At 43.8% G+C, this 21,935-nt stretch carries 25 protein-coding genes; 23 read left to right on the top strand and 2 right to left on the bottom strand.

Annotated features, from left to right (window positions below):
- Nucleotides 1-346 precede the first annotated feature (346 nt).
- Nucleotides 347-787, top strand: a complete 441-nt coding sequence (locus A361_RS25995; protein WP_019380599.1) for a hypothetical protein — start codon at nt 347-349, stop codon at nt 785-787.
- 30 nt (nt 788-817) lie between these two features.
- On the opposite strand, the gene A361_RS25990 is transcribed toward A361_RS25995, so the two are convergent.
- Together A361_RS25990 and A361_RS25985 are read right to left on the bottom strand one after the other, a co-directional pair.
- Entirely contained in the window at nt 818-1,780 is a 963-nt protein-coding gene (locus A361_RS25990; RefSeq protein WP_009332274.1) for a multidrug resistance efflux transporter family protein, read from the bottom strand.
- 11 nt (nt 1,781-1,791) lie between these two features.
- Entirely contained in the window at nt 1,792-2,445 is a 654-nt protein-coding gene (locus A361_RS25985; protein WP_019380600.1) for a GntR family transcriptional regulator, read from the bottom strand.
- Between the two features lie 217 nt (nt 2,446-2,662).
- On the opposite strand from A361_RS25985, the gene prfA reads away from it, so the two are divergent.
- The 22 genes from prfA (at nt 2,663) to A361_RS25875 (ending at nt 21,916) form a co-directional block, all read left to right on the top strand.
- Nucleotides 2,663-3,736: a peptide chain release factor 1 gene (gene prfA, locus A361_RS25980; protein WP_019380601.1), complete on the top strand. Its 1,074-nt coding sequence runs from the start codon at nt 2,663-2,665 to the stop codon at nt 3,734-3,736.
- 7 nt (nt 3,737-3,743) lie between these two features.
- Nucleotides 3,744-4,598 carry a peptide chain release factor N(5)-glutamine methyltransferase gene (gene prmC, locus A361_RS25975; protein WP_019380602.1) on the top strand — a complete coding sequence of 285 codons (855 nt, stop codon included), beginning with the start codon at nt 3,744-3,746 and terminating at the stop codon, nt 4,596-4,598.
- 137 nt (nt 4,599-4,735) lie between these two features.
- The gene (gene spoIIR / locus A361_RS25970; protein ID WP_026041616.1) at nt 4,736-5,410 is read left to right on the top strand and encodes a stage II sporulation protein R; all 675 of its coding nucleotides are present in this window, start codon (nt 4,736-4,738) and stop codon (nt 5,408-5,410) included.
- A 171-nt stretch (nt 5,411-5,581) separates the two neighbouring features.
- Nucleotides 5,582-5,962 carry a glucose starvation-inducible protein GsiB gene (gene gsiB, locus A361_RS25965; protein ID WP_009332264.1) on the top strand — a complete coding sequence of 127 codons (381 nt, stop codon included), beginning with the start codon at nt 5,582-5,584 and terminating at the stop codon, nt 5,960-5,962.
- A gap of 153 nt (nt 5,963-6,115) precedes the next feature.
- On the top strand, nt 6,116-6,589 hold the full coding sequence (locus A361_RS25960; RefSeq protein WP_236887953.1) for a hypothetical protein: 474 nt from the start codon (nt 6,116-6,118) through the stop codon (nt 6,587-6,589).
- A 176-nt stretch (nt 6,590-6,765) separates the two neighbouring features.
- Nucleotides 6,766-7,809 carry an L-threonylcarbamoyladenylate synthase gene (locus A361_RS25955; RefSeq protein ID WP_019380604.1) on the top strand — a complete coding sequence of 348 codons (1,044 nt, stop codon included), beginning with the start codon at nt 6,766-6,768 and terminating at the stop codon, nt 7,807-7,809.
- Between the two features lie 111 nt (nt 7,810-7,920).
- Nucleotides 7,921-8,472 carry a manganese efflux pump MntP family protein gene (locus tag A361_RS25950; RefSeq protein WP_019380605.1) on the top strand — a complete coding sequence of 184 codons (552 nt, stop codon included), beginning with the start codon at nt 7,921-7,923 and terminating at the stop codon, nt 8,470-8,472.
- A 190-nt stretch (nt 8,473-8,662) separates the two neighbouring features.
- The gene (locus tag A361_RS25945; protein WP_019380606.1) at nt 8,663-9,103 is read left to right on the top strand and encodes a low molecular weight protein arginine phosphatase; all 441 of its coding nucleotides are present in this window, start codon (nt 8,663-8,665) and stop codon (nt 9,101-9,103) included.
- A 16-nt stretch (nt 9,104-9,119) separates the two neighbouring features.
- Nucleotides 9,120-10,415, top strand: a complete 1,296-nt coding sequence (locus A361_RS25940) for a methyl-accepting chemotaxis protein (protein WP_009332254.1) — start codon at nt 9,120-9,122, stop codon at nt 10,413-10,415.
- 104 nt (nt 10,416-10,519) lie between these two features.
- On the top strand, nt 10,520-10,960 hold the full coding sequence (gene rpiB / locus A361_RS25935) for a ribose 5-phosphate isomerase B (RefSeq protein ID WP_009332252.1): 441 nt from the start codon (nt 10,520-10,522) through the stop codon (nt 10,958-10,960).
- Between the two features lie 22 nt (nt 10,961-10,982).
- Nucleotides 10,983-11,549, top strand: coding sequence for a TIGR01440 family protein (locus A361_RS25930; RefSeq protein WP_009332250.1), 567 nt, complete (start codon nt 10,983-10,985; stop codon nt 11,547-11,549).
- A 139-nt stretch (nt 11,550-11,688) separates the two neighbouring features.
- The gene (locus A361_RS25925; RefSeq protein ID WP_009332248.1) at nt 11,689-12,222 is read left to right on the top strand and encodes a sigma-70 family RNA polymerase sigma factor; all 534 of its coding nucleotides are present in this window, start codon (nt 11,689-11,691) and stop codon (nt 12,220-12,222) included.
- A complete protein-coding gene (locus A361_RS25920) occupies nt 12,215-13,210 on the top strand; it encodes an anti-sigma factor (protein ID WP_019380608.1) in 996 nt (331 codons plus the stop codon). Before A361_RS25925 ends, A361_RS25920 begins: the two co-directional genes overlap by 8 nt.
- Before the next feature lie 177 nt (nt 13,211-13,387).
- Nucleotides 13,388-14,629 carry a serine hydroxymethyltransferase gene (gene glyA, locus A361_RS25915; RefSeq protein WP_009332243.1) on the top strand — a complete coding sequence of 414 codons (1,242 nt, stop codon included), beginning with the start codon at nt 13,388-13,390 and terminating at the stop codon, nt 14,627-14,629.
- A 468-nt stretch (nt 14,630-15,097) separates the two neighbouring features.
- Nucleotides 15,098-15,727 (top strand): uracil phosphoribosyltransferase, encoded by a 630-nt coding sequence (gene upp / locus A361_RS25905; protein WP_009332241.1) that lies wholly within the window; start codon nt 15,098-15,100, stop codon nt 15,725-15,727.
- Nucleotides 15,728-15,914: 187 nt separating this feature from the next.
- Nucleotides 15,915-16,046 carry a hypothetical protein gene (locus tag A361_RS31320; protein ID WP_256815451.1) on the top strand — a complete coding sequence of 44 codons (132 nt, stop codon included), beginning with the start codon at nt 15,915-15,917 and terminating at the stop codon, nt 16,044-16,046.
- A 239-nt stretch (nt 16,047-16,285) separates the two neighbouring features.
- Nucleotides 16,286-16,882 carry a hypothetical protein gene (locus A361_RS25900; protein WP_009332239.1) on the top strand — a complete coding sequence of 199 codons (597 nt, stop codon included), beginning with the start codon at nt 16,286-16,288 and terminating at the stop codon, nt 16,880-16,882.
- A gap of 88 nt (nt 16,883-16,970) precedes the next feature.
- A complete protein-coding gene (locus A361_RS25895) occupies nt 16,971-17,210 on the top strand; it encodes a hypothetical protein (protein ID WP_009332231.1) in 240 nt (79 codons plus the stop codon).
- A 166-nt stretch (nt 17,211-17,376) separates the two neighbouring features.
- Nucleotides 17,377-18,666, top strand: a complete 1,290-nt coding sequence (locus A361_RS25890; protein ID WP_019380610.1) for a serine hydrolase — start codon at nt 17,377-17,379, stop codon at nt 18,664-18,666.
- Between the two features lie 78 nt (nt 18,667-18,744).
- Nucleotides 18,745-21,012 (top strand): S8 family serine peptidase, encoded by a 2,268-nt coding sequence (locus A361_RS25885; protein ID WP_019380611.1) that lies wholly within the window; start codon nt 18,745-18,747, stop codon nt 21,010-21,012.
- 302 nt (nt 21,013-21,314) lie between these two features.
- Nucleotides 21,315-21,536: an AtpZ/AtpI family protein gene (locus tag A361_RS25880; RefSeq protein ID WP_009332225.1), complete on the top strand. Its 222-nt coding sequence runs from the start codon at nt 21,315-21,317 to the stop codon at nt 21,534-21,536.
- A 5-nt stretch (nt 21,537-21,541) separates the two neighbouring features.
- Nucleotides 21,542-21,916, top strand: coding sequence for an ATP synthase subunit I (locus tag A361_RS25875; protein WP_009332224.1), 375 nt, complete (start codon nt 21,542-21,544; stop codon nt 21,914-21,916).
- Nucleotides 21,917-21,935: the final 19 nt, after the last annotated feature.

Raw genomic sequence — 21,935 nt, 5'->3', positions numbered from 1 at the left:
TAAAAATGAAAACGAAGCGAGAAAAGGTCGGCATGACCGCCTCATGAAGCCGAAAAACAGAAGGTAAGCCGGGAAAAGGTCGGCATGACCGCTCCATGAAGCCGAAAAACAGAAGGGAAGCCGGAAAAAGGTCGCCATGAAGGCTTCATGAAGCCCAAAAACCAAAAGGAAGCTGCGAAAAGGTCGGCATGACCGCCTCATGAAGCCGAAAAACGAAAGGGCAGCCGAAAAAGCCGCCATGAACGTTCAAGCCGCTAACTCAAATCCTTCACTACCCCAGCTCTGCCTTATATTGGACTGCACATTCCTCCTAATAGCGGACATGCTATAAAAAGGAGGTGCAGTAATGAAAAAACTTAGTGTTTTCCTTTTAATGCTCGCCTTTATGGCTGGCTGTGCCAACAATCAGGCAACTGAGAGTGAGTATGACCATGAGACCCAGGATGGAGTTTCATTTATAAATAATGATCTGGACCGTACAGAGGACAATGATACATTGGACAGGACGATGAGCGGAGAGCAGAACCCAAACTTTATCAATTTTGACGGCAAACGTCTGGATAATCAGGATGATATCGACCAGGCCCGCAAGGTCGTTGCTGCTCACGAGGGGTATCGCCCGGGAGCTGTTTGGGTAAATGGAGAGGATATGTGGGTGACTGCATATCGACAAGGCAATATGACCCACCAGGAAAAGATTGATTCACAGGGACAATTGCACAAAGATCTCATTAAAGCTCTTCCGACTTATCACATTGAAGTAAAGGTTCAGGAAGACCGCACATAAAAAAGGCCCTGCTTACCTAGGGCCTTTTTTTTACGCAGCCTTTCTTTTTAATTTTACTTTATTTGAAGTTACATAACTGTGCAGCACCATGCCGATGATCACAAGTGCCATCCCTGTCAAAGAAATTCCAGATGGCAGGGGGCTTGACAGCAGCAGCACTTCGCCGAGAACAGCAAAAAGGACCTCGAGAGACTGGGTTGCTTCCACCGCCCCTAGTTTTTGCATATTGCCGCGGACAAGGTCAGTGGCTGCAAAGAAAAGCACCGTGGCAAAGACCCCGGAAAAAAGGGCGACTAAACCGGACTGAGTGACCTGGCCAAAGCTGGGCACTCCGCTTGTTGCCATGGCAGCTGCAGAAAGAATGACCCAGAACGGAAGACTGGCAATTGTCATTCCGAGCACACGCTGGTAGGCATCCAGCCGATTTTCACACACATCCATCATTTTGCGGTTGCCTAATGGATAGGCAAAGGATGCGATAACTAAAGGAATGATTACAAGCATGGTATCCCGAAATGAAATGGAGGAGGCATGCTCGACTTGCATCACAGCAACTCCAAGAAGAATGATCAGGCTCATCATCAGACCGCGAAATGGTACCTTTCCTCTAGCCTTAACAGTTCCTTTTCCAGTTCGATATGCAACGAAAAACAGCGGTGCAAGCAGGGAGCCGGATATTATCGTAATCTGCCAGGTCCCGGCAATCAGCCAGCCGGGACCATAGGCTGCTGCAAAACATAACGGAGCATAAAATAAACCGAAGCCAACAAAGCTCCATAACAGCCATTGTCCGGGAGCTTTTTTCATCTCAGTAAATAATGGCCGTAAATTCCCTCTGAATGCCACAATGGCACCCAAGAGGGGAATCATGAAAAAATAGCGGAGCGATGCACTCCACAGCCAGCTCCCGCCATCCATTTCCATTGCCCTGTTCAAAACAAATGTAAAAGCAAAAAAGAAGGCGGAGCAAACGCCTAATAGAATAGCCTTCATGCGAGTTCACCTCATTTCCCTGTTAAAAGCCCGCCAAGGCTCAGCCAGTTTTCCTCCACCAGTCTGGATGCCAGCTGCTCCTGGCCTTGCCTGCTAGCTTCCATAATTTTTTTGTGCTGTTCAACAGATTTCAGCCCATTCATAGATCCGAATTGAGCAATTTCCAGACGCTGAATTTTGGGCATAATTCTCTTTAATGCTGAGATAATTTCGGGATTATCTGCAGCAGAAAGATAAACCTCGTGGAAGGCTTCATCTGCTTTTACTGCACTAAGAATATCCTGTTTTTTCATAGCGGCCTCCAAATTTTTATTGGCTGCCGCAAGCCTTTCAAAATCACTTGGCACTAAGCGGGGAACGCCAAGCCTGGCACCTAAAGCATGCAGGGAAGCTGCCACAGGAAAGGCGTGGCTGGCACCTTCTTCATTTAGAGGGGTGACTCGGGTTGATGAACCGGGCGTCGATACAACAAGCCCTTCATCCTCAAGCCGTTTTAAGGCTTCCCGGACAGGCGTGCGGCTGATCCCAAAGTCTTCTGCCAGTTCCTTGTCATGAAGGCGCGAACCCGGTTCAAAATCAAGCTGGATAATATTTTTCTTAATTGTTTCGTATACTTCATCTCTAAGGGACAAACGTTTGATGGGTGTAATGTTTTTGTTTTTCATAAAACCAATATATCGGATATCACAAAAACCCGCAATGATTTTTCAGAAAATTTATTAACAGGGAAGAAGACATCCTTATTCCCGAATGGTTTTGACTGCAACAATCACCTATACTATAATTAGAATGTTATGGAGTTGCGGCTTTAAATAAAATGAAACTATACCCCGCTGGGACAATATCCGGCGGTTATTGGATAAAAAATTGAGGTGAATGGCTGTGTTTGATCGTCTTCAATCTGTCGAGGACCGTTATGAAAGATTAAATGAGCTTTTGAGCGATCCGGAAATTGTCAATGATCCGAAAAAGCTTCGCGAATATTCAAAAGAACAGTCTGGTATTCAGGAAACTGTGGACACATACCGCGAATATAAAGAAGTGAAAGAGCAGTATCAGGATGCGCGTGCCATGCTTGAAGAGAAGCTTGATGCCGAAATGCGCGAAATGGTAAAAGAAGAATTGTCCGAGCTTGAGGAAAGAAAAGAGGATCTGGAAGCACGTCTGAAAATCCTCCTCATTCCTAAAGATCCTAATGATGATAAAAACGTTATTATGGAAATCCGAGGTGCAGCCGGCGGTGATGAAGCTGCATTATTTGCAGGTGACTTATACCGTATGTACAGCCGCTATGCCGAGACGCAGGGCTGGAAGATCGATGTCATTGAGGCAAGCTCTACGGGCGTTGGAGGCTATAAGGAAATCATCTTTATGATCAACGGAAATGGCGCTTATTCCAAGCTTAAGTTTGAAAATGGCGCACACCGTGTTCAACGTGTGCCGGAAACTGAATCCGGCGGGCGCATCCACACTTCAACTGCAACAGTTGCGGTTCTTCCTGAAGCAGAAGAAGTGGAAATTGACATTCATGAAAAAGATATCCGTGTGGATACATTTGCTTCAAGCGGACCGGGCGGACAGAGTGTTAACACGACGATGTCAGCTGTTCGTCTGACTCACTTGCCGACAGGTACGGTTGTATCCTGCCAGGATGAAAAATCACAGATTAAAAATAAAGAAAAAGCGATGAAAGTTCTTCGTGCCCGTGTTTATGATAAATTCCAGCAGGAAGCACAGGCCGAATATGACCAGCAGCGTAAATCAGCAGTTGGTACCGGAGACCGCTCTGAGCGTATCCGGACGTACAACTTCCCGCAAAACCGTGTAACGGATCACCGCATCGGCTTGACAATCCAAAAGCTTGATCAGATCCTTCAAGGCAAGCTCGATGAGGTTATTGACGCGCTGATCGTTGAAGAGCAATCTGCGAAGCTGGACAGTGCATCCAATGAGTAATCCAACTATGAAAGTATATGAAGCCCTCAACTGGGCTTCTTCTTTTTTAAAAGAGTCAAACCGCGATGAGAATGCCGGTGAGCTGTTATTGCAGCATTTTATGAAGATGACCAGGGCAAGCTTTTTGGCTAATTTACGTGAAGATTTGAATCCGGAAGTCCTGGATGAATTCCAGAAGGCAGTGCAATCACACGCTGCGGGCCAGCCTGTTCAGTATATCATCGGCTCTGAAGAATTCTATGGGCGCGCCTTCCAGGTGAATGAAGATGTACTTATTCCAAGGCCAGAAACGGAAGAACTGGTTTATAACGCTCTGCAGAAGATAAATAAGCTGTTCGGCTCTGTGAATGGACTTGAAATGGCAGACATCGGCACAGGCAGCGGGGCGATTGCCGTTACGATGAAGCTTGAAAAACCGGAATTAAATGTCAAGGCCACAGATATCTACGGACCAACCCTTGAACTGGCTGAGAAAAATGCAGAACAGAATGGCGCGGAAATCGATTTTTATCAGGGTGACCTTCTCCAGCCTCTTATTTCAAAAGGGAAGAAATTTGATATCATTCTATCCAATCCTCCATATATACCGGAAAAGGATATCGAGTGGATGTCAGATATAGTTACCGAGCACGAACCGCACCGCGCCCTCTTTGCGGGTGAAGACGGACTGGACTTATACAGGCGCTTCATGGAAGAGCTGCCAGCTGTCATCAAAGACCGTGCCATCATCGGCTTCGAGGTGGGTGCCGGCCAAAGTGAAGCAGTTTCATTACTCCTGAAGCAGGCATTCCCGCAGGCAAATGTGGAAACAGTCTATGACATTAACGGCAAAGACCGGATGGTTTTTGCGGAAATAGAGTAACACAGCCGCCGGCATGGCGGTTTTTTATTAGGTGAGAGGCACTGCATCAGAATACTATAAAAAAATTTAATTTTAATAGTTTAAGATTCTGGCAACCTGTCCACACTGTGGATAGTGAAGGGATGGTGCCGGAAATGATGAATACAAAAACGATTGTGAAATTATATGTACTGATTTTATCCTTAGGAACCATTTTAAGTTTATATATACCGCAAACAGAAGTGACGGCAGATGAGCCGATGGTCATACCAAGTGAGGCAATCAGGCTGCGCATTTTGGCCAACAGCGATAATGAAGAAGACCAGGCGATTAAGAGGAAAGTAAGGGACGCAATAAATGCAGAGATCACTGAGTGGGTGGCAGATTTAACTTCAATCGAAGATGCACGTGAACTGATCCAGTCCAGATTGCCTGAGATTCAAAAGATTGCTGAAGAAGTTGTAGCTGATGAAGGATCTGATCAGAAAGTAAATGCCGACTTTGGAAAAGTCAGCTTCCCGACGAAATTATACGGACAGTTTTTATATCCGGCTGGCGAATACGAAGCGATCTTGATCACTCTTGGCGAAGGAAAAGGAGCCAACTGGTGGTGTGTGCTTTTCCCGCCTCTTTGCTTCCTTGATTTCTCAAACGGTGTGGCTGTAAGCGAAGGCTTTGAAGAAGGAGAAAAGAAGGGAGAAGTAAAAGCAGAAGAAATCGCTGCTGATACAGATTCCGAAAAAGAAACAGCACCTGTTTATACAGAAGAAGATGAAGAACCTGTGGAAGTAAAATTCTTTTTAGCTGAAATATGGGAGAAAATCTTCGGTTAGTCCTTGCTGCAGAGCAAGGTCTTTCTTTTTTAGAATCATTATAAAAACTGGAAATCAAATTACATTTAAGACAAGCATTTAACATCTTCTTTTCATGCGTTTGATTCTACTAAAAACGGATATTTAAAGTAGTGTAACAACAAAACATAAACAAAAAGGAGATGAAAGATAATGGCTAAAAACAACAATAATAACAACGATAAAATGTCTCGTGAGGAAAGAGGACGCATGGGTGGAGAAGCAACAAGCCGCAACCATGATAAGGAATTCTATCAGGAAATAGGCCAAAAGGGCGGAGAAGCAACAAGCCAGAACCATGACAAGGACTTCTATCAGGAAATAGGCCAAAAAGGCGGAGAAGCAACAGCGGAAAATCATGATAGTGAATTCTATCAGGAGATTGGCCAAAAAGGCGGAGAAGCGACAGCGGAAAATCATGACAAGGAATTCTATCAGGAAATTGGACGCAAAGGCGGAGAAGCAACAAGTGAAAACCATGACCGCGATTTCTACGAAGAAATCGGCAGAAAAGGCGGCAACTCGAACGACTAAACCCGCCGCAGAAAAATTGCATATGATAGTAATATAAACACGGCAGCGGAATTCAGACAGCTGCCGTGTTTTGTTTTACAGTAATCTTTCTCTCACATCCTGAAATATTTTTCAAATCTAGTTCTACTTTTTCTATTTTTTCATATTCCTAGAGTGACAATAAGAAAATGGGGTGAAGAAATGGAAACAGGTGTAGTGAGATGTGCTGATGCTTCAGATGTGGAGAATCTGGCATCTTTTCTGGAATCGGCAAACTTAAGTACGGATGGGATAAGGGAAGCAATCGAATATTTTTTGATTATGGAGAGTGATTCCGGGGATATTAAGGCTACCCTGGGAATTGAACCCCATGGAAAGATCGGTCTTTTGAGATCACTTGTGATGACATCCACAGCATCTGAAAAAGATCTATTTATTTTGTTTGAGCAAATATTATTGCTGGCAAGGGATCGGGGCATGGAATCCTTATATCTCGCATCAAATAAAAGAAACTCGCTGGCATTTTTCAGCCTGCTTGGCTTTAAACAGGAAGAAACAGCCCACTTGCCGGAAGTTTTATTCGAGTCGGAGCATGTTAAGCATATCATGACTGTGGATAACTCTTTCTTTTTGAAATTATCCATGTGAATTGTGGGTATCTTGCTAAAGTTATACACAAATCCCTCTTATTTATACACAATTTGTGGATAAGACTTGAGTTATCCAGCTTCTTCTACTATACTTTCCAAAGGAATGTTCAAAAAAATGTCGAAAACATAGGAATTTTGACAGCAAAAAAACATTTTTTGTGAAGGTGGATAACAATGATTACAAAAAGATGGTCGGTGGATAACAGTGTGGATAAAGAAGATAGTTATTCACAGTGTTCACAAGCTGCCGATCTGTTAAAAAAAAATGAAGTGGTCGCTTTCCCCACAGAAACCGTATATGGATTAGGCGGGAATGCGGAAAATGATGAAGCGGTCAGAAAAATATTTGAGGCGAAGGGACGTCCGAGTGATAATCCCCTGATTATTCATATTGCTGACAAAGGCAAGCTTGATGCTTTTGTAACCGAAATTCCGCAAAATGCGCAGGCGCTCATGGATCGATTTTGGCCGGGACCGCTTACGCTCATTTTTAATCTAAAGGAAGGTGTTCTTTCCCATTATGCAACGGCAGATTTATCTACAGTTGCTGTGAGAATGCCTGATCATCCAGTAGCCCTGGCGCTGCTGAATAAAACAGGATTGCCAATTGCCGCTCCAAGTGCGAATCGCTCGGGAAGGCCCAGTCCGACAACGGCTGACCATGTGTGGGAAGACTTGAATGGAAGAATAGCTGGATTAGTGGATGGAGGTTCGACAGGCGTTGGCGTGGAATCCACCGTAGTGGATTGTACAGGTGATGTGCCTGTCATCTTAAGGCCAGGCGGCATTACGAGAGAACAGCTTGAAGAGGCTGTAGGCGAGATCATCGTAGATCCTGCATTAGCGGATGAAAGCCAGGCACCAAAATCTCCCGGCATGAAATACCGTCACTATGCGCCGGATGCTCCGCTTTATCTAGTAGAAGGAACAAAAGAAGACATCCAGTATTTTGTTGAGGATAAAAAGAAGGAAGGCCTTTCTGTGGGGGTTCTGACAACATCGGAAAATCTGGAATTTTATCGCGCTGATTTTATCTATGCCTGCGGACAGCGGGATAAGCTTGAAACCGTGGCCAGCTCGCTCTATGAAGCATTAAGATACTTCAACACAACAAATGCTGATATTATTTTCTGTGAGATGTTCCCGGGTGAAGGTGTCGGGCACGCAATCATGAACCGCCTGATGAAAGCAGCAGGACACAGGGTCATTAGGAGATAGATAATGAAACCGTTTCGTCATGAGGCGGTTTTTTGTTTTGGAAAACGGTCGGCATTCTAAAACCGTCTGGACGTGCATATGCTGAATTAGCAAGTCCAAGGAGGCGGAAAAATGTCTGTAATGATCGGGGAAATTTTAACACTGGCTCTAATGGCATTCGCATTGGGGATGGATGCCTTTTCGGTAGGTCTTGGCATGGGGATGTACAAACTCCGCCTCAGACAAATAGCAAAAATCGGCATCACCATTGGACTTTTCCATGTATGGATGCCTTTATTGGGAATGATAGCAGGCCGATTTCTATCAAATACATTCGGAGCCATTGCCGGTTATGCAGGCGGGGGATTGCTCCTATTATTAGGTGTGCAGATGATTTGGTCAAGCTTCAGGGATGATGAAGACAGCTTAATCACCCCTGTGGGCATAGGGCTGATGATTTTTGCCTTGAGCGTCAGCCTTGATAGTTTTTCAGTAGGCCTCAGCCTCGGAATCTACGGTGCCAAAACCTTGCTTGTGCTCATGTTCTTCGGAGCCGGGGCGACCATCCTCACATGGGCTGGCCTCCTCACTGGCAGGAAGGTACAAAGCTGGATCGGCTCCTACAGCGAGGCGCTCGGTGGTGCCATCCTCCTTGCCTTCGGGATAAAACTCTTATTTTTATAAAAGTGAGCCTGTGTTTAAATGTTAATATTTTGTGAAAAATGGAAAGGGTGCGGGTCGCCCTTTTTCTTTTTTTGCAAGGGAGCTATAGGTGTTATGGGAATTTTGACTTATAATGTAAGAAAAGTGCAAACTGAAATATTTGAATAAAATTTTATGGTTATAGACCGATATATAAGGAGGGAGTATCTCTGTGACAAAAATATTATTTGTATGTACAGGAAATACTTGCAGAAGCCCGATGGCAGAAGCCATTTTAAAAAGCAAATCGCTCCCGGGTGTAGAAGTGAAATCGGCTGGAGTCTTTGCAGCAGACGGCAGCGAGGCGTCCCCGCATACAAAAAGTGTGCTGGAGGAGCATGGGATACCGCTGCAGCATCAGTCTTCCAGTATGAGTAAAGAGTTAATTGACTGGGCGACCTATATTTTAACAATGACAGCCGGCCACAAAAATACCGTTCTGTCCATGTTTCCTGATGCGGAAGACAAAACCTTCACACTAAAAGAGTTTGCCGGAGCCGCGGGAGATATTATCGATCCATATGGGGGACCGGTTGAGATATATAGAAATACATTTAAAGATCTGACAGAAGCGATTGAACAAATGTTGGATCGCGTAAAGAGACCAGATTAATCAGGGGGACAACATAATGGGGGAGAAAAAGGGCTATAAGTTTGGCCTTAGGAAAAAGCTCGTATTCTTTATCACATCGCTGGCCATCATTACATACACCACAAGTGCCATATTTCTTTACTTTCTATTTCCTGGTATTGAAGAAATGCTTCCATTTGGAGAGGCTGTTTTTACTATTATAACTTTAGGAATGGGAATTTTTTGGTCAGGTGTTCTTGCTTTTTTTGCTGCAGGTTTCATTATCAAACCTTTACAGAAACTTGAAAAAACGGCACTCATGGCTGCCAATGGCGATATCGGCCAGGACGCAGAGCTTTCCAAGTCAGATGATGAAATCCGTTCATTGGGCATTGCATTCAATCATATGCTTTTCAATTTAAGGGATATGGTCCATAAAATTGACGAGAATTTTAGAGAAACGAATGAAAAGGTCATTGCGATGTCTTCCGAGTCTTCAGCAGCTGCAGAGCAGGCAGATTCGATTGCTAGAACCATTAGCGAAATTTCCCAGGGAGCAGATAGTTCTGCGGTTTCCATTCAATCAACAGCTGAATCAATGGAAGATGTCCTGAGAATTGCTCAGGAGGTCCAGGATACAGCAAAAGCATCACAAAATGTTTCCGGCGAAATGGTTCAGGACTTGATGGAATCAAAGAAAGTGATCCATTCACTTATTTCAGGTATAGAAAAATTGGCCCGCGATAATGTGGAATCATTGCAGACAGTGAAGCGCCTTGAACAAAATGCCGTGAAAGTGGAGCAGATTATTCAGCTTGTCGGTGATATTGCAGCGCAGACTAACCTTCTTGCTTTAAATGCTTCCATTGAAGCAGCCCGTGCGGGGGACCATGGCAAAGGGTTCGCCGTAGTCGCTGAGGAAGTGCGTAAACTTGCAGATGAAAGTGCACAGGCAGTGCAGGGCATCTCAGAATTGATAAAAAACATTCAGGAAGAGGTCCGCAATGTTGTCACGCAAATCTCTTATCAAGTGGAGACTGCTAATAATGAAGTGAAAAAGGGGACGAAAACAAACGAAGTGATTGAAGAAATGGCGAAAGTGGTCAATGAAATGGCTGCATCTGTGTCTGCTATTTCAGGCTTGGTTGATAACCAGATGGAGGGAATACAGCTTACATCCACACAATCCCAGGAAGTTGCGGCGATTGCTGAAGAAACATCAGCAGGCGCACAGGAGGTTTCAGCAGCCACTCAGCATCAGACTGCTGTGATTGGAAATGTAGAAAGACTGGCCATCGAGCTTAAAGAACAAGCGGAAAAATTAAATAGCACAATTACTAAGTTTAAACTTTAAGGGAGCCCAAAATGCAGCTCCCTTTCTTTATATTTTCCATGTTTTGTGTCAAAATAAAAGCATAATGTCAAAATAAAGCGGGCTTCAAACAGGAGGGTTTCATAATGAAAATTGCAATTGCATCAGACCATGGCGGACTTAATCTCCGCGAGGAAATCAAAAGCCTAATGGATGAAATGAACATTGAGTATGAGGATTTCGGCTGTGAATGCGAAACTTCAGTAGATTATCCGGATTATGCATTGCCTGTTGCTGAAAAGGTAGCAGGAGGGGAATTCGATAAAGGCATTCTGATCTGCGGGACGGGGATTGGCATGAGCATCTCCGCTAACAAAGTGAAGGGAATTCGCTGTGCGCTTGTGCACGATGTATTCAGTGCCAAAGCAACCCGTGAACATAATGACAGCAACATCCTCGCTATGGGTGAACGAGTGATTGGCCCAGGCCTGGCTCGTGAAATTGCAAAAGTGTGGCTTTCAACGGAATTTGAAGGCGGCCGCCATGAAAACCGTGTAGGAAAGATTACAGCTTACGAAACGAAGTGAATCTTCCGAAAGGGTGAGCATTTTGATTGAACAATGGAAAAAAGAACTGGATATAATCATTCGTGAATTTAGCGAACAAGTACTTCTAAGAGAAAAGCATATTATAGTAGTTGGCTGCAGCACAAGTGAAGTGGCCGGGAAAAGAATCGGCACAGCCGGAACGGAACAAGTGGCTGAAATGATTTTTGAACGTCTGGACAAGCTCCACAAGGATACGGGGGCAGCTCTCGCCTTTCAATGCTGTGAACATTTGAACAGGGCACTCGTAGTTGAGAGGGCTGTTGCTGAAGCAAAAAGCCTGGATGAAGTAACCGTCATCCCTCACCGCACGGCCGGCGGCGCTATGGCAGCATATGCCTATGAACACTTCAAAGATCCCGTCATGGTAGAGTTTGTCAAGGCAGATGCGGGAATTGATATCGGCGACACCCTGATCGGCATGCATCTGAAGCATGTAGCCGTTCCGATCAGGACCTCACAAAAATCAGTGGGCGAGGCCCACGTCACCATGGCCAAAACCAGGCCGAAACTGATCGGCGGGGCACGGGCGATCTATGAACGTAAACCAGAAAATGAATCATGCAGTTAAACTCTATGGGTGACAGGCACCTATACCACTTCATCAAACTGGTATAGGTGCCTGTCACTTTTTTTTATGGAACGTGTAACATTCAGGAAGGAAGAACGTGTATAAAGTGCAGCTTTTCTTGAGAAAGGGGGAGAAACCGTTGAAAGAAAACAGGCGGGATAGGCTGGATGATTTATATCGGCATTATGCCAGACCGCTTTATTACTATTTATATAAAATGTCAGGCTCCAAGGAAACAGCGGAGGATTTAACTCAGGAAACATTCATTAAGGCAACGATTTCTCTCTCTTTCTATAAACAGGAAGATGTAAGGGCATGGCTATTCAAAGTAGCAAGGAACGCCTATTTGGATGAATGGAGGAAACGGCAGAGGAGAAAGAAGGTTCCTTTTGCCGGCTATTTATTTTCCAGAGATGAAATGACAAGTCCCTATGGGCTGCCGGAGGATGAAGCATTAAATAAAGAATCGAAGAAAAAAGTAGCAGACCTTATGAGCTGCCTGCCGGAACAGTATCGGTCCATTTTATATTTAAGAGAATTTGAGTCTTTTAGCTATAGTGAAATCCAGGAGGCGCTGGATCTATCGGAAAATCAAGTAAAGGTGACACTGCATCGGGCCCGGAAAAAGCTGACACAGCTCGCCGATGAACATTGGAGGGAAAAACATGACTGACTGGAACAAAGACCGCGAAAAGAAAATCATGGCCAAATACCGTTTTACCTTAACATTCAGAGTAATGAGGGTCATCGCTGCCTGTCTGCTTTTGTTCTGGGTTTATATGATGGCCGTGAATATATTATCCGATGCCGCCAATAGTGAAAAGAAGCATGTATTTTACAGCAAGGTAGCTCTTGATTGGAAGCATCCGAATCTATATGAGGATTTTGGCGGTTTTGTTAACAAAGAACTAACTCCATTTCTGACACAGAAAATATCCTACCTGATTTCCCGCCAGATTGGCCGTGAATCTCAAACAATCGGGGAGGTTCAAATTGAGAAAAGACTGCTAAATTCGTATTCAACCTTAAAAATCCAGAAATATAAGCCGCAAAACGAAAACATTTACCGTTTCTCCCTGCCTGAAAATCCGAAAAGCGGAAAAAAGCTATCAGCTGAAGGGAAACCAGGTGTTTGGGCATCTCTTGACAAAATACACGACGGGACTGTGGCGGAAATGGCATTTTCCACACAGTCATTCATGGAACCTGAAGATCTTCTGACCTTGTTAGAGCCCTATGACCTGGAAGTCCTTTGGATGCCGCTCTATACAGGGGAACTGAAGGAATTTCAGACGGGGTATGGAAGCGGAGGCAACTCAATCGAATTAACATCCATTTATGGTCTGACTGGAGGAAGGGAAGCAGGAGAAGATTATATGTCAGAGTCGAAATTGGCTCTTAATGAGGAATTTATGGAAGAAAATAAAAAGTTGATGCTGAAACAGATGGAAAACCTGTTAAAAAATGAATCTCAAAGCTATTATGAAAACTTTTTAGGACTGGATCATCTGAAAGAACGTCATCAATATCTGCAAAAAAACGGCTTCACTGTCTATGGAGCAGTCGTTACCGGCCCGGTAAAAGAGCTATTAAAGCTAAAAGAAGAAAAGCAAATCCGTGCGCCATACCTTGGCGAAGTGGATTATTGGAACTGGGAATAAAAGGATGGTGACAGGCACCTATACCACTTCATCAAACTGGTATAGGTGCCTGTCACTTTTTCGGAAAACATGCTAAAATGAAAAAGAATTTTCACAAAAAGATCGATACATAAAAATGGAGAGCCTTAACAAAGCTTTCCTTTATTAAAAGTGTGTTGGAGAAAAGGGAGGATTCTTATGAAGCATTTAGCACAGCAGGATGAGCAGGTTTTCAAGTCGATTCAGGAAGAATTGGGACGCCAGAGATCAAAGATTGAATTAATCGCTTCTGAAAACTTTGTCAGTGAAGCGGTAATGGAAGCACAGGGTTCTGTTTTAACAAACAAGTATGCTGAAGGCTACCCAGGCCGACGCTATTATGGCGGTTGTGAACATGTGGATGTAGTCGAAGATTTAGCACGTGACCGTGCGAAGGAAATTTTCGGAGCAGAGCATGTGAACGTGCAGCCGCACTCAGGTGCACAGGCAAATATGGCTGTATACTTCACTGTCCTTGAACAGGGAGACACTGTTCTTGGCATGAATCTATCCCATGGCGGTCATTTAACTCATGGCAGTCCAGTTAATTTCAGCGGCGTGCAGTACAATTTCGTCGAATATGGGGTGGATAAAGAAACACATCGCATCAATTATGATGATGTGCTTGAAAAGGCCCGTCAGCATAAACCGAAACTAATTGTAGCGGGTGCAAGTGCCTATCCGCGTGAAATTGACTTCAAGCGTTTCCGTGAAATTGCCGATGAAGTCGGTGCCATGCTGATGGTTGATATGGCTCATATTGCAGGTCTTGTAGCTGCTGGGCTTCATCAGAATCCGGTTCCGTTCGCGGACTTTGTTACAACTACCACGCACAAGACATTACGCGGACCGCGCGGCGGCATGATTCTCTGCAAAGAAGAATATGCGAAGAAAATTGATAAATCCATTTTCCCTGGAATCCAGGGCGGTCCTTTAATGCATGTTATTGCGGCAAAAGCGGTTGCCTTCGGCGAAGCGCTTCAGGAAGACTTCAAAACATATGCAGGCAATATTATTTCTAATGCCAAAAAGCTGGCGGAAGCATTGCAGGCTGAAGGAATTGACCTTGTATCACAGGGTACAGACAACCACCTGCTCTTAGTTGATCTCCGCTCCCTTGGTTTAACAGGGAAAGTAGCTGAGAAAGTACTTGATGAGGTCGGCATTACAGTCAACAAAAACACGATTCCTTTCGATCCGGAAAGCCCATTCGTAACAAGCGGCATCCGCATCGGAACAGCGGCTGTGACTTCCCGCGGATTTGGCGAAAAAGAAATGCAGGAAATTGCATCCATTATTGCCTTCACACTAAAGAATCATGAAGATGAAGGGAAGCTTCAAGAAGCGGCTCAGCGCGTCGAAGCCTTAACAGGCAGCTTCACTTTATATCCTGAATATTAATCAGTCAGCCGGCCACAGCAAGAGGCCGGCTTTTGTATGGTTATATAAGAAAATTTCGAACTTCGAGAACTGTCTGGCGCAAACAGCCTGCCCCCTCGAGGTTGCAAGCTTGTCTAGCTGGGGCTCCAGGGACTCTAGGTCTAAGCCCGTTTCCTTTCAAAAGGAAAAATGGCTTCTTACAGGAACCGTCTTATGCTTGAGGCCCGCAGGACAAGGAAGGCTTCGTCAGCATAATCCTCGCACGAACAAAAGCGGCAGCTTTTGGGAGGATGCGGGTCATGCAGACGCTGCCACAGGACGTGACGCTCTTAGCCTGCGTTCCTTAGGTGAACGAGGCGCTTACGCTTTTCTTTTAAAAATGACTTTTCTTTAACAAAAGCGAATCATAGTTGCCGATGGAACTGTTTTTCTGTAAAATTAGACGAAGTGTGGTTCGACTAATCTGCATATTGAAAAGGAGAGATAATCATGGCAAAGGTTTACGTTTTTGACCATCCATTAATTCAGCATAAGCTTACATACATTCGTGAAAAAAGTACGGGAACAAAGGAATTTCGTGAGCTTGTCGATGAAGTGGCAACACTTATGGCATTCGAAATCACCCGTGATATGCCTTTAGAAGAAATTACAATAGAAACTCCAGTCAGCACGATGAAGTCCAGCGTACTAGCAGGTAAGAAGTTAGGAATTATCCCTATTCTGCGTGCAGGAATTGGAATGGTTGACGGCATCTTGAAGCTGATTCCAGCTGCCAAAGTGGGCCATATCGGTTTATACCGCGACCCGGAAACACTGCAGCCGGTTGAATACTATGCAAAACTTCCAAGTGATGTGGAAGAAAGAGATTTCATCGTGGTTGACCCAATGCTTGCAACTGGCGGTTCCGCAATTGAAGCCATCCACTCTCTTAAAAAGCGCGGAGGCAAAAACATTAAATTCATGTGCCTGATTGCTGCCCCTGAAGGGGTAGAAGCTGTACAGGAAGCTCACCCTGACGTTGATATCTATATTGCAGCATTAGACGAAAAATTGAACGAAAAAGGCTATATTGTTCCTGGTCTCGGCGATGCAGGCGACCGTTTATTCGGAACAAAATAAAATTTTTTTCTATCACATTTTTTAAAATGAGATTTTAACAGTTCTGCAATTAATATTAGTATTGAAAAATGCACCTCTCTTAAAAGGAGGTGCATTTTTCTGTTCTTTTCTATAAAGGGGAGGGGAGAAGAGTGTCAAACTACTGCGAAATTACATGGTTGATATGTTGGTGGTTGGGTGGGTGATCATGAGTAGATGGATTTTTATAGTATTAATCAATAATTATGTTAAAAGTCTCTTTCCCCGCAAAGCTGGAAAAGTTATGATAGAGTATAGAAGAAATGAAAGTATAATTCGCGCTGAAGTAGTAAGCGGTTAACATGTTGATGGTTGGATGGTTATTTGCAAATTGTTGATATATTAGTGTTTCTAGATGTTTCAAAGTGATTCGTTGGTCTGGTCACGGTTGAAGAAAGACAACAGAAATAGCTTCGTTGATGGGGCATTCACCTCAAAAATATTGATGGTGGTTTTGTTGGCGGTTAGGTGGTTAGTCATAGGTAATGCCCAGAGGCGGCTGGGTGAATCGGCAAGATACCAAGAAAGGTGCTGAGGACGTTGGCAAATCAGTATTTGACAATGAAGGAGCTCAAAGAAGCACTTCCGGACATACCTGAGAATAGCTTAAAGCGCTATTTGCAGGAGCATGCAGAATACATAAATTATCGGAAAGAACACAATCGCTATAAAATCCAAGCTTCCGAAATCGAAAAGCTTAAATTCATCCGGAAATTGTATTCAGATGGGTTAAAAAAAGAGGAAGTCACAGCAAAGCTTGAGGATGCAGGAATCCCAGTGATCATTACAGTGGAAGATGAGGAAGAAAGCAGCACCACCTCATTGGTGAATGTGAATTCAGAACTGACAGATATGAAAAAGCTGGTCAGCTTTCTCGTTCAGCAAAATGAACAATCCCGTCTAACCCAAAATAAAATCAGAGAACAAAACAAACAGCTGATACATGAGGTGCATGAGCTCAAACTCACAATTGAAGATTTAAGAAATGCCCATGCACAAGGCTATGAAAAAGAGAGCGAAAAAGTCACTTCCCTCTATGAAAAACTGATGGCGACACAAAAGTCTGTAGAAGAAGTAGCCGGTGCATTAGAAGCTGAAAAAAGCAAAAGCATCTGGCAGAAGATTTTTGGAAAGTAAAGGCAATCCCAAATTGCTAGATGTACGTTTAGACTGCTGTCTTCAGGGTATTGGCATAATGATTTTAAATACTCGGGAGGTCGAATAAATGAGAGCATTAGCCGTAGTAGAAGGAGCATTAATTGTCTGGATCATCATGCTGCTGGGTTCATTAATGAATACCTTCATGTCCGAAGGTTTTATCGCCCTGGTATTTAAACTGGCAGAAGGAAAAGGAATTCTGCTTACATTATTATTAATAGCCGCGACGCTAACGGATATGTGGAGAGATAAGAAGCGTGACCGGTTAATTCAAAAGGGGAAACTTGAACCGAATCAGCTATTCTAATACATAAAGGGAGTAAGCCATCATTTATTTGATGGCTTATTTTTTTCGTGATAATCTAAAAGTACTATTTTCTGAAAATACTAAAAACTATATTGATAATCGATTGAAAGATAGATAATATTAATTATACAAAATATTGTATATTGTTTATAAAGGAGATGAAAATTTGAAAAGGTTAAAGATATTGTTAATAGTATTGGCATTAGCCTTAAGTTCTGCAGTATTTTCTGGAAATATGGTGAATGCCACAGAACGGTCCGGGCAGAAATTAAGTCATGCTGATCCGAAAAAGGCTGGCTTTGATCCTGTCAAATTAAAGGGTATTGATAGAGCAATTACGGAGGCTATTGAGGATGGTATTACACCCGGTGCAGTAGTTCTTGTGGCAAAGGATGGAAAAATCGTCAAAGAGGAAGCATATGGATATGCACAAAAATACGATATGGGGGAATTACTCAGTAATCCCCGAAAAATGAAAAAGAGAACAATCTTCGATCTTGCTTCCGTTACGAAGGTGATGGGAACAACTCAGGGCATTATGAAACTGGTAAGTGACGGTGAACTTTCAGTCAATGACAAGGTATCTGAATATATACCTGAGTTTGCTCAGCGTGGAAAAGAAGATATTACAATAGCCGACTTGCTGACACACACCTCAGGATTGACTCCTTGGAAACCGACATACCTATATGCTGACAATTCGGAAGAGGTTCTGAGTTATATAAACCAGCTGCCCCTTGAATACCCGACTGGAACGGACAGAAGATATAGTGATTTTAGCTTTATGATGCTGGGTTTTTTAATTGAAGAGATAAGTGGACAAAAATTGGATAAATACTTAGAGGAAAATATATATAATCCCTTAAAAATGCATGATACGATGTTTACTCCTCCTGAACATTTCAAACATAAAATTGCAGCTACTTCCTGGGGGAATCCTTATGAATATAAAATGATTGATGACCCTAATTTTGGGTACTATGTTGAAGAAAGTCCGGATATGTTTAAATACTGGAGAAATTACACATTAATTGGAGAAGTTAATGATGGGAATAGCTTCTATGGCAATAAAGGTATTGCTGGCCATGCCGGTTTATTTTCGACAGCAAGGGACCTTGCCGTATTGGGCCAGACCATGTTAAATGGCGGAACATATGGAAAAACCAAAATGTATGATAAAGAAGTGATTGATATCTTTACCTCTCCTCAGCGTTTTGGCCAGGGATATGGCTGGGAGCTGGATAAAAGCTGGTATATGGGAGATCACTATTCTGACATAGCCTTTGGCCATACTGGTTTTACTGGAACCCAGGTTATTATAGATCCAAAGGAAAACCTCCAGATTATCCTGCTTACGAACAAACAAAACAATGGTCCTTTGCCAAGCGGATCATACCGAAGCACAGGCGCTCTTTCAAAAGAAGTAGCTAATATTGTTTATGAATCCTTGAACTAGCCGTTTATTTTATATCAATTTACGCATACATGGCACCTATTCAGCCCACCCTAAAACAAAAAGAGGGTGGGTTTTCTTATGAAAAAACTCTTGCTAATCTTAACATTCATCTCCTTCTTTTGGAGTCAAAGTACTGTTTTGGCCCGGACACTTTCACACCCTCCTATTCCGGAAGAGTCACCTGATATAGAAAAAGTGGCTATCGTCGTTCTGAAAGATGCGAAGAACGAACAGGGGATTAAGAAAATGATCGATCAAAATCCTGATCTGCAAATTAGGCATACATTCAATCAGGCGTTGAACGGCTTTTCAGTTATAGGAAAGCAATCTGCATTGCAAAGCCTGCAAAAGATAGAGTCAGTATCTTCTGTTTCACCGGTTAATACCTATCATGTACATTCCGATGACAATATCAAGCTGATTGGCGGAATTAGTGCCAGAGGCTATTATGACAGAGATAATCAGCGACTCACAGGCAAGGGTGTGAAAGTGGGCGTAATCGATACCGGCATCGATTATAATCATCCAGACTTGCGAAGGAGCTATGGCGGCGGACATGATCTGGTGGATAATGATAAGGATCCGATGGAAACAAAAGCTGCAGGGGGACAAGGCACACTGCACGGCACTCACGTCGCAGGAATCATTGCGGCAAATGGCAGAATTCAAGGGGTTGCACCTGAAGCAACCATTATCGCCTACCGGGCTCTCGGACCAGGCGGCAGCGGAACAACAGAACAGGTGATAGCGGCCATCGAACAGGCAATAAAGGATAAAGTAGATGTGTTAAACCTTTCCTTGGGAAATAACGTGAACGGACCTGACCTTCCGATAAGCATGGCCCTTAATAAAGCAGTTGAAAAGGGAATAACGGCTGTCACTTCATCGGGTAATTCGGGCCCGAATATTTGGACGGTCGGATCACCGGGCACAGCGGCGAAGGCCATTTCTGTAGGAGCCTCAACACCGACAATGAAGGTGCCATTTTTGAGCATAGGCGGGCGGGAAATTCGTCTTGATTTGCTGCAGGGGTCAAAGGATTGGGAATTTGACCGATCCTATGAATTGGTCGATGGAGGACTCGGTCATCCTGAAGAATTGAAGAATGCCAAAGGGAAAATGGTATTAGTGGAACGAGGGGAACTAACGTTTACTGATAAGGCAGTCCATGCAATGGAAGCAGGAGCAGAGGGAATCATTATTTTTAATAATACAAAAGGCAGGTTCTTTGGCAATCTGGACAGTGGTGTTCCAATTCCGGTAGCGGCGTTATCAAAGGAAGAAGGAGAGGAGCTCAAGAAGAACATTAATGAAGGAAGACTCCTTGCCCGGACTAATATAATAGAAGAAAGGGATATCCTGGCTGACTTCAGTTCCCGCGGACCCGTTACATCAACATGGGAAATCAAGCCGGATGTTGTGGCACCTGGAGTCGCCATAAATAGCACCATTCCTGGCGGTTACCTGCCGCTGCAGGGGACTAGCATGGCCGCTCCGCATGTCGCAGGGGCCTGTGCCATCCTGAAACAGGCTCATCCCGAATGGGGGCCGGAACGGATTAAGGCAGTACTTATGAATACGGCTAAGCTTCTTATGAATACAGAAGGAAAAACATATAGAACTTATGAGCAGGGAGCAGGCAGAATCCAGCTTGATCAAGCGCTGAGAGCAGAAACGCTTGTCCTCCCGGCCTCTCTGCAGTTTGGGAAATTTCAGATCGCAGACAGGCTGCATGAACACAGCAGTTTTATAGCGGTTGAAAATATTAGTGAGAAAACGCAGACCTACTCCTTTTCTCTACCTTATAAGGCACAGGGCATCAATTGGGAAATGCCTATGACATTTCAATTAAACCCAGGTGATAAGAAAAAGGTGGAAATCAAAATGTCGGCAGACCCGACTCTTTTAAAGAAAAAGATCTATGATGGGTACCTGCTTATGAAGGCAGGTGCCGAAAGCATCAGAATTCCCTATCTTTATGTGCTTGAAGAGCCGGATTATCCAAGGGTGATGGGATTCGGACTGGGCAAAGGAGATAAGCCGGGCACGTATCGCTATGAAGTGTATCTTCCTGGCGGGGCAGAAGAGTTCGGAATTGCCATGTTTGATTCGGAAAGCCTCCGCTTCATGGGATATCTTGACTGGAAAAGAAATGCAGGCAAAGGACAGCTGCTGCAGGAAATTCCGGCAGATAAGCTTCCTGGGCCTGGGCTATACCTTGCAAAGGTGTTTGCCAAAAAAGCCGGCAAGGAAGATTGGATTGAAACCTACCTATTTGTGAGGCCGGATGGGCAGCTCGGGGACCCGGAACCTTCGGTAAACAAGCGGACCACTCAAAGTAAGTGATAATGTTAATTTAAAGCGTTTTCAGGAGCGATGCAGAAACTCGCTCCTTTTTCAATAGATATCCAAAAATTAAATGTGATAAATATGTGAACATACCATATTTTTACCTTTTTGTTTGTGAACTTTTTCACTCCAAACGCATTGACATTGACAAAGCCCTATTGTATGCTTACAAAGGGTAAAAGATGATAGGGTTTTCAAAATATTTGTGCAGACATATTTCCCACTTCTGCATGATGTTAATATGATTAATTATGGCCTCAAAACCCACTTACCATTCTCTTAAGGGAGGATGCGTTTTTATGCGTCAAAAAGACCGCAACCCATTTAAGGCGATGGCCTTAATGTCCGCCATTCTTTCTCAGTTAGTAGGTTCCACGCTCATTGGCATTTTCGCCGGAAGGTGGCTTGACAGCAAGGCAGGAACAGAGCCGTTATTCCTATTGGTCGGTTTGTTCATTGGACTGGGCGCCGGGATTTACGCCATGCTTCGCTTAATCCAACATTTCTTCACAGGAGAATGAACATCATGCCGGAAATCAAAGTAACTTTTCAAAGACAGCGAAAATACATATTCCTTTTGTTGTCTGTATACGTTCTCGGCTGGGGGTTTACACCTTATCAATCTATTTTTCTGGGCTTGATATTTGGTACAAGCTTAAGCCTGTTCAATTTGTGGCTGATTTCACGAAAGGCGCTGCAGTTTGGAGAGGCAGTCGAGAGAGGCGAGAAGGTGCGTTCACTTGGAACGGTATCCAGAATGGCTACAGCAGTATTTGCTGTGATGATCGCTCTGGAATATCCGGATAAGCTGCATCTGATCAGTGTGGTATTTGGATTAATGACATCCTATATTGTCATTATGATAGATTATTTTCTTCAATCTTTTCAATTACGTAAATAGCGGGAAGAGAGGTGAACAC

This window comes from Cytobacillus oceanisediminis 2691 (genome assembly GCF_000294775.2).
GTDB lineage: Bacteria > Bacillota > Bacilli > Bacillales > Cytobacillaceae > Cytobacillus > Cytobacillus pseudoceanisediminis.
This window is presented reverse-complemented; position numbering and strand designations above follow the sequence as displayed.

Bases quoted from the DNA above. Each gene is read 5' to 3' on its own strand.
- A361_RS25995 (WP_019380599.1), top strand. From the start codon at position 347: ATGAAAAAACTTAGTGTTTTCCTTTTAATGCTCGCCTTTATGGCTGGC.
- A361_RS25990 (WP_009332274.1), bottom strand. From the start codon at position 1,780: ATGAAGGCTATTCTATTAGGCGTTTGCTCCGCCTTCTTTTTTGCTTTT.
- A361_RS25985 (WP_019380600.1), bottom strand. From the start codon at position 2,445: ATGAAAAACAAAAACATTACACCCATCAAACGTTTGTCCCTTAGAGAT.
- prmC (WP_019380602.1), top strand. From the start codon at position 3,744: ATGAAAGTATATGAAGCCCTCAACTGGGCTTCTTCTTTTTTAAAAGAG.
- spoIIR (WP_026041616.1), top strand. From the start codon at position 4,736: ATGAATACAAAAACGATTGTGAAATTATATGTACTGATTTTATCCTTA.
- gsiB (WP_009332264.1), top strand. From the start codon at position 5,582: ATGGCTAAAAACAACAATAATAACAACGATAAAATGTCTCGTGAGGAA.
- A361_RS25955 (WP_019380604.1), top strand. From the start codon at position 6,766: ATGATTACAAAAAGATGGTCGGTGGATAACAGTGTGGATAAAGAAGAT.
- A361_RS25950 (WP_019380605.1), top strand. From the start codon at position 7,921: ATGTCTGTAATGATCGGGGAAATTTTAACACTGGCTCTAATGGCATTC.
- A361_RS25940 (WP_009332254.1), top strand. From the start codon at position 9,120: ATGGGGGAGAAAAAGGGCTATAAGTTTGGCCTTAGGAAAAAGCTCGTA.
- rpiB (WP_009332252.1), top strand. From the start codon at position 10,520: ATGAAAATTGCAATTGCATCAGACCATGGCGGACTTAATCTCCGCGAG.
- A361_RS25920 (WP_019380608.1), top strand. From the start codon at position 12,215: ATGACTGACTGGAACAAAGACCGCGAAAAGAAAATCATGGCCAAATAC.
- glyA (WP_009332243.1), top strand. From the start codon at position 13,388: ATGAAGCATTTAGCACAGCAGGATGAGCAGGTTTTCAAGTCGATTCAG.
- upp (WP_009332241.1), top strand. From the start codon at position 15,098: ATGGCAAAGGTTTACGTTTTTGACCATCCATTAATTCAGCATAAGCTT.
- A361_RS31320 (WP_256815451.1), top strand. From the start codon at position 15,915: ATGAGTAGATGGATTTTTATAGTATTAATCAATAATTATGTTAAAAGT.
- A361_RS25895 (WP_009332231.1), top strand. From the start codon at position 16,971: ATGAGAGCATTAGCCGTAGTAGAAGGAGCATTAATTGTCTGGATCATC.
- A361_RS25885 (WP_019380611.1), top strand. From the start codon at position 18,745: ATGAAAAAACTCTTGCTAATCTTAACATTCATCTCCTTCTTTTGGAGT.
- A361_RS25880 (WP_009332225.1), top strand. From the start codon at position 21,315: ATGCGTCAAAAAGACCGCAACCCATTTAAGGCGATGGCCTTAATGTCC.
- A361_RS25875 (WP_009332224.1), top strand. From the start codon at position 21,542: ATGCCGGAAATCAAAGTAACTTTTCAAAGACAGCGAAAATACATATTC.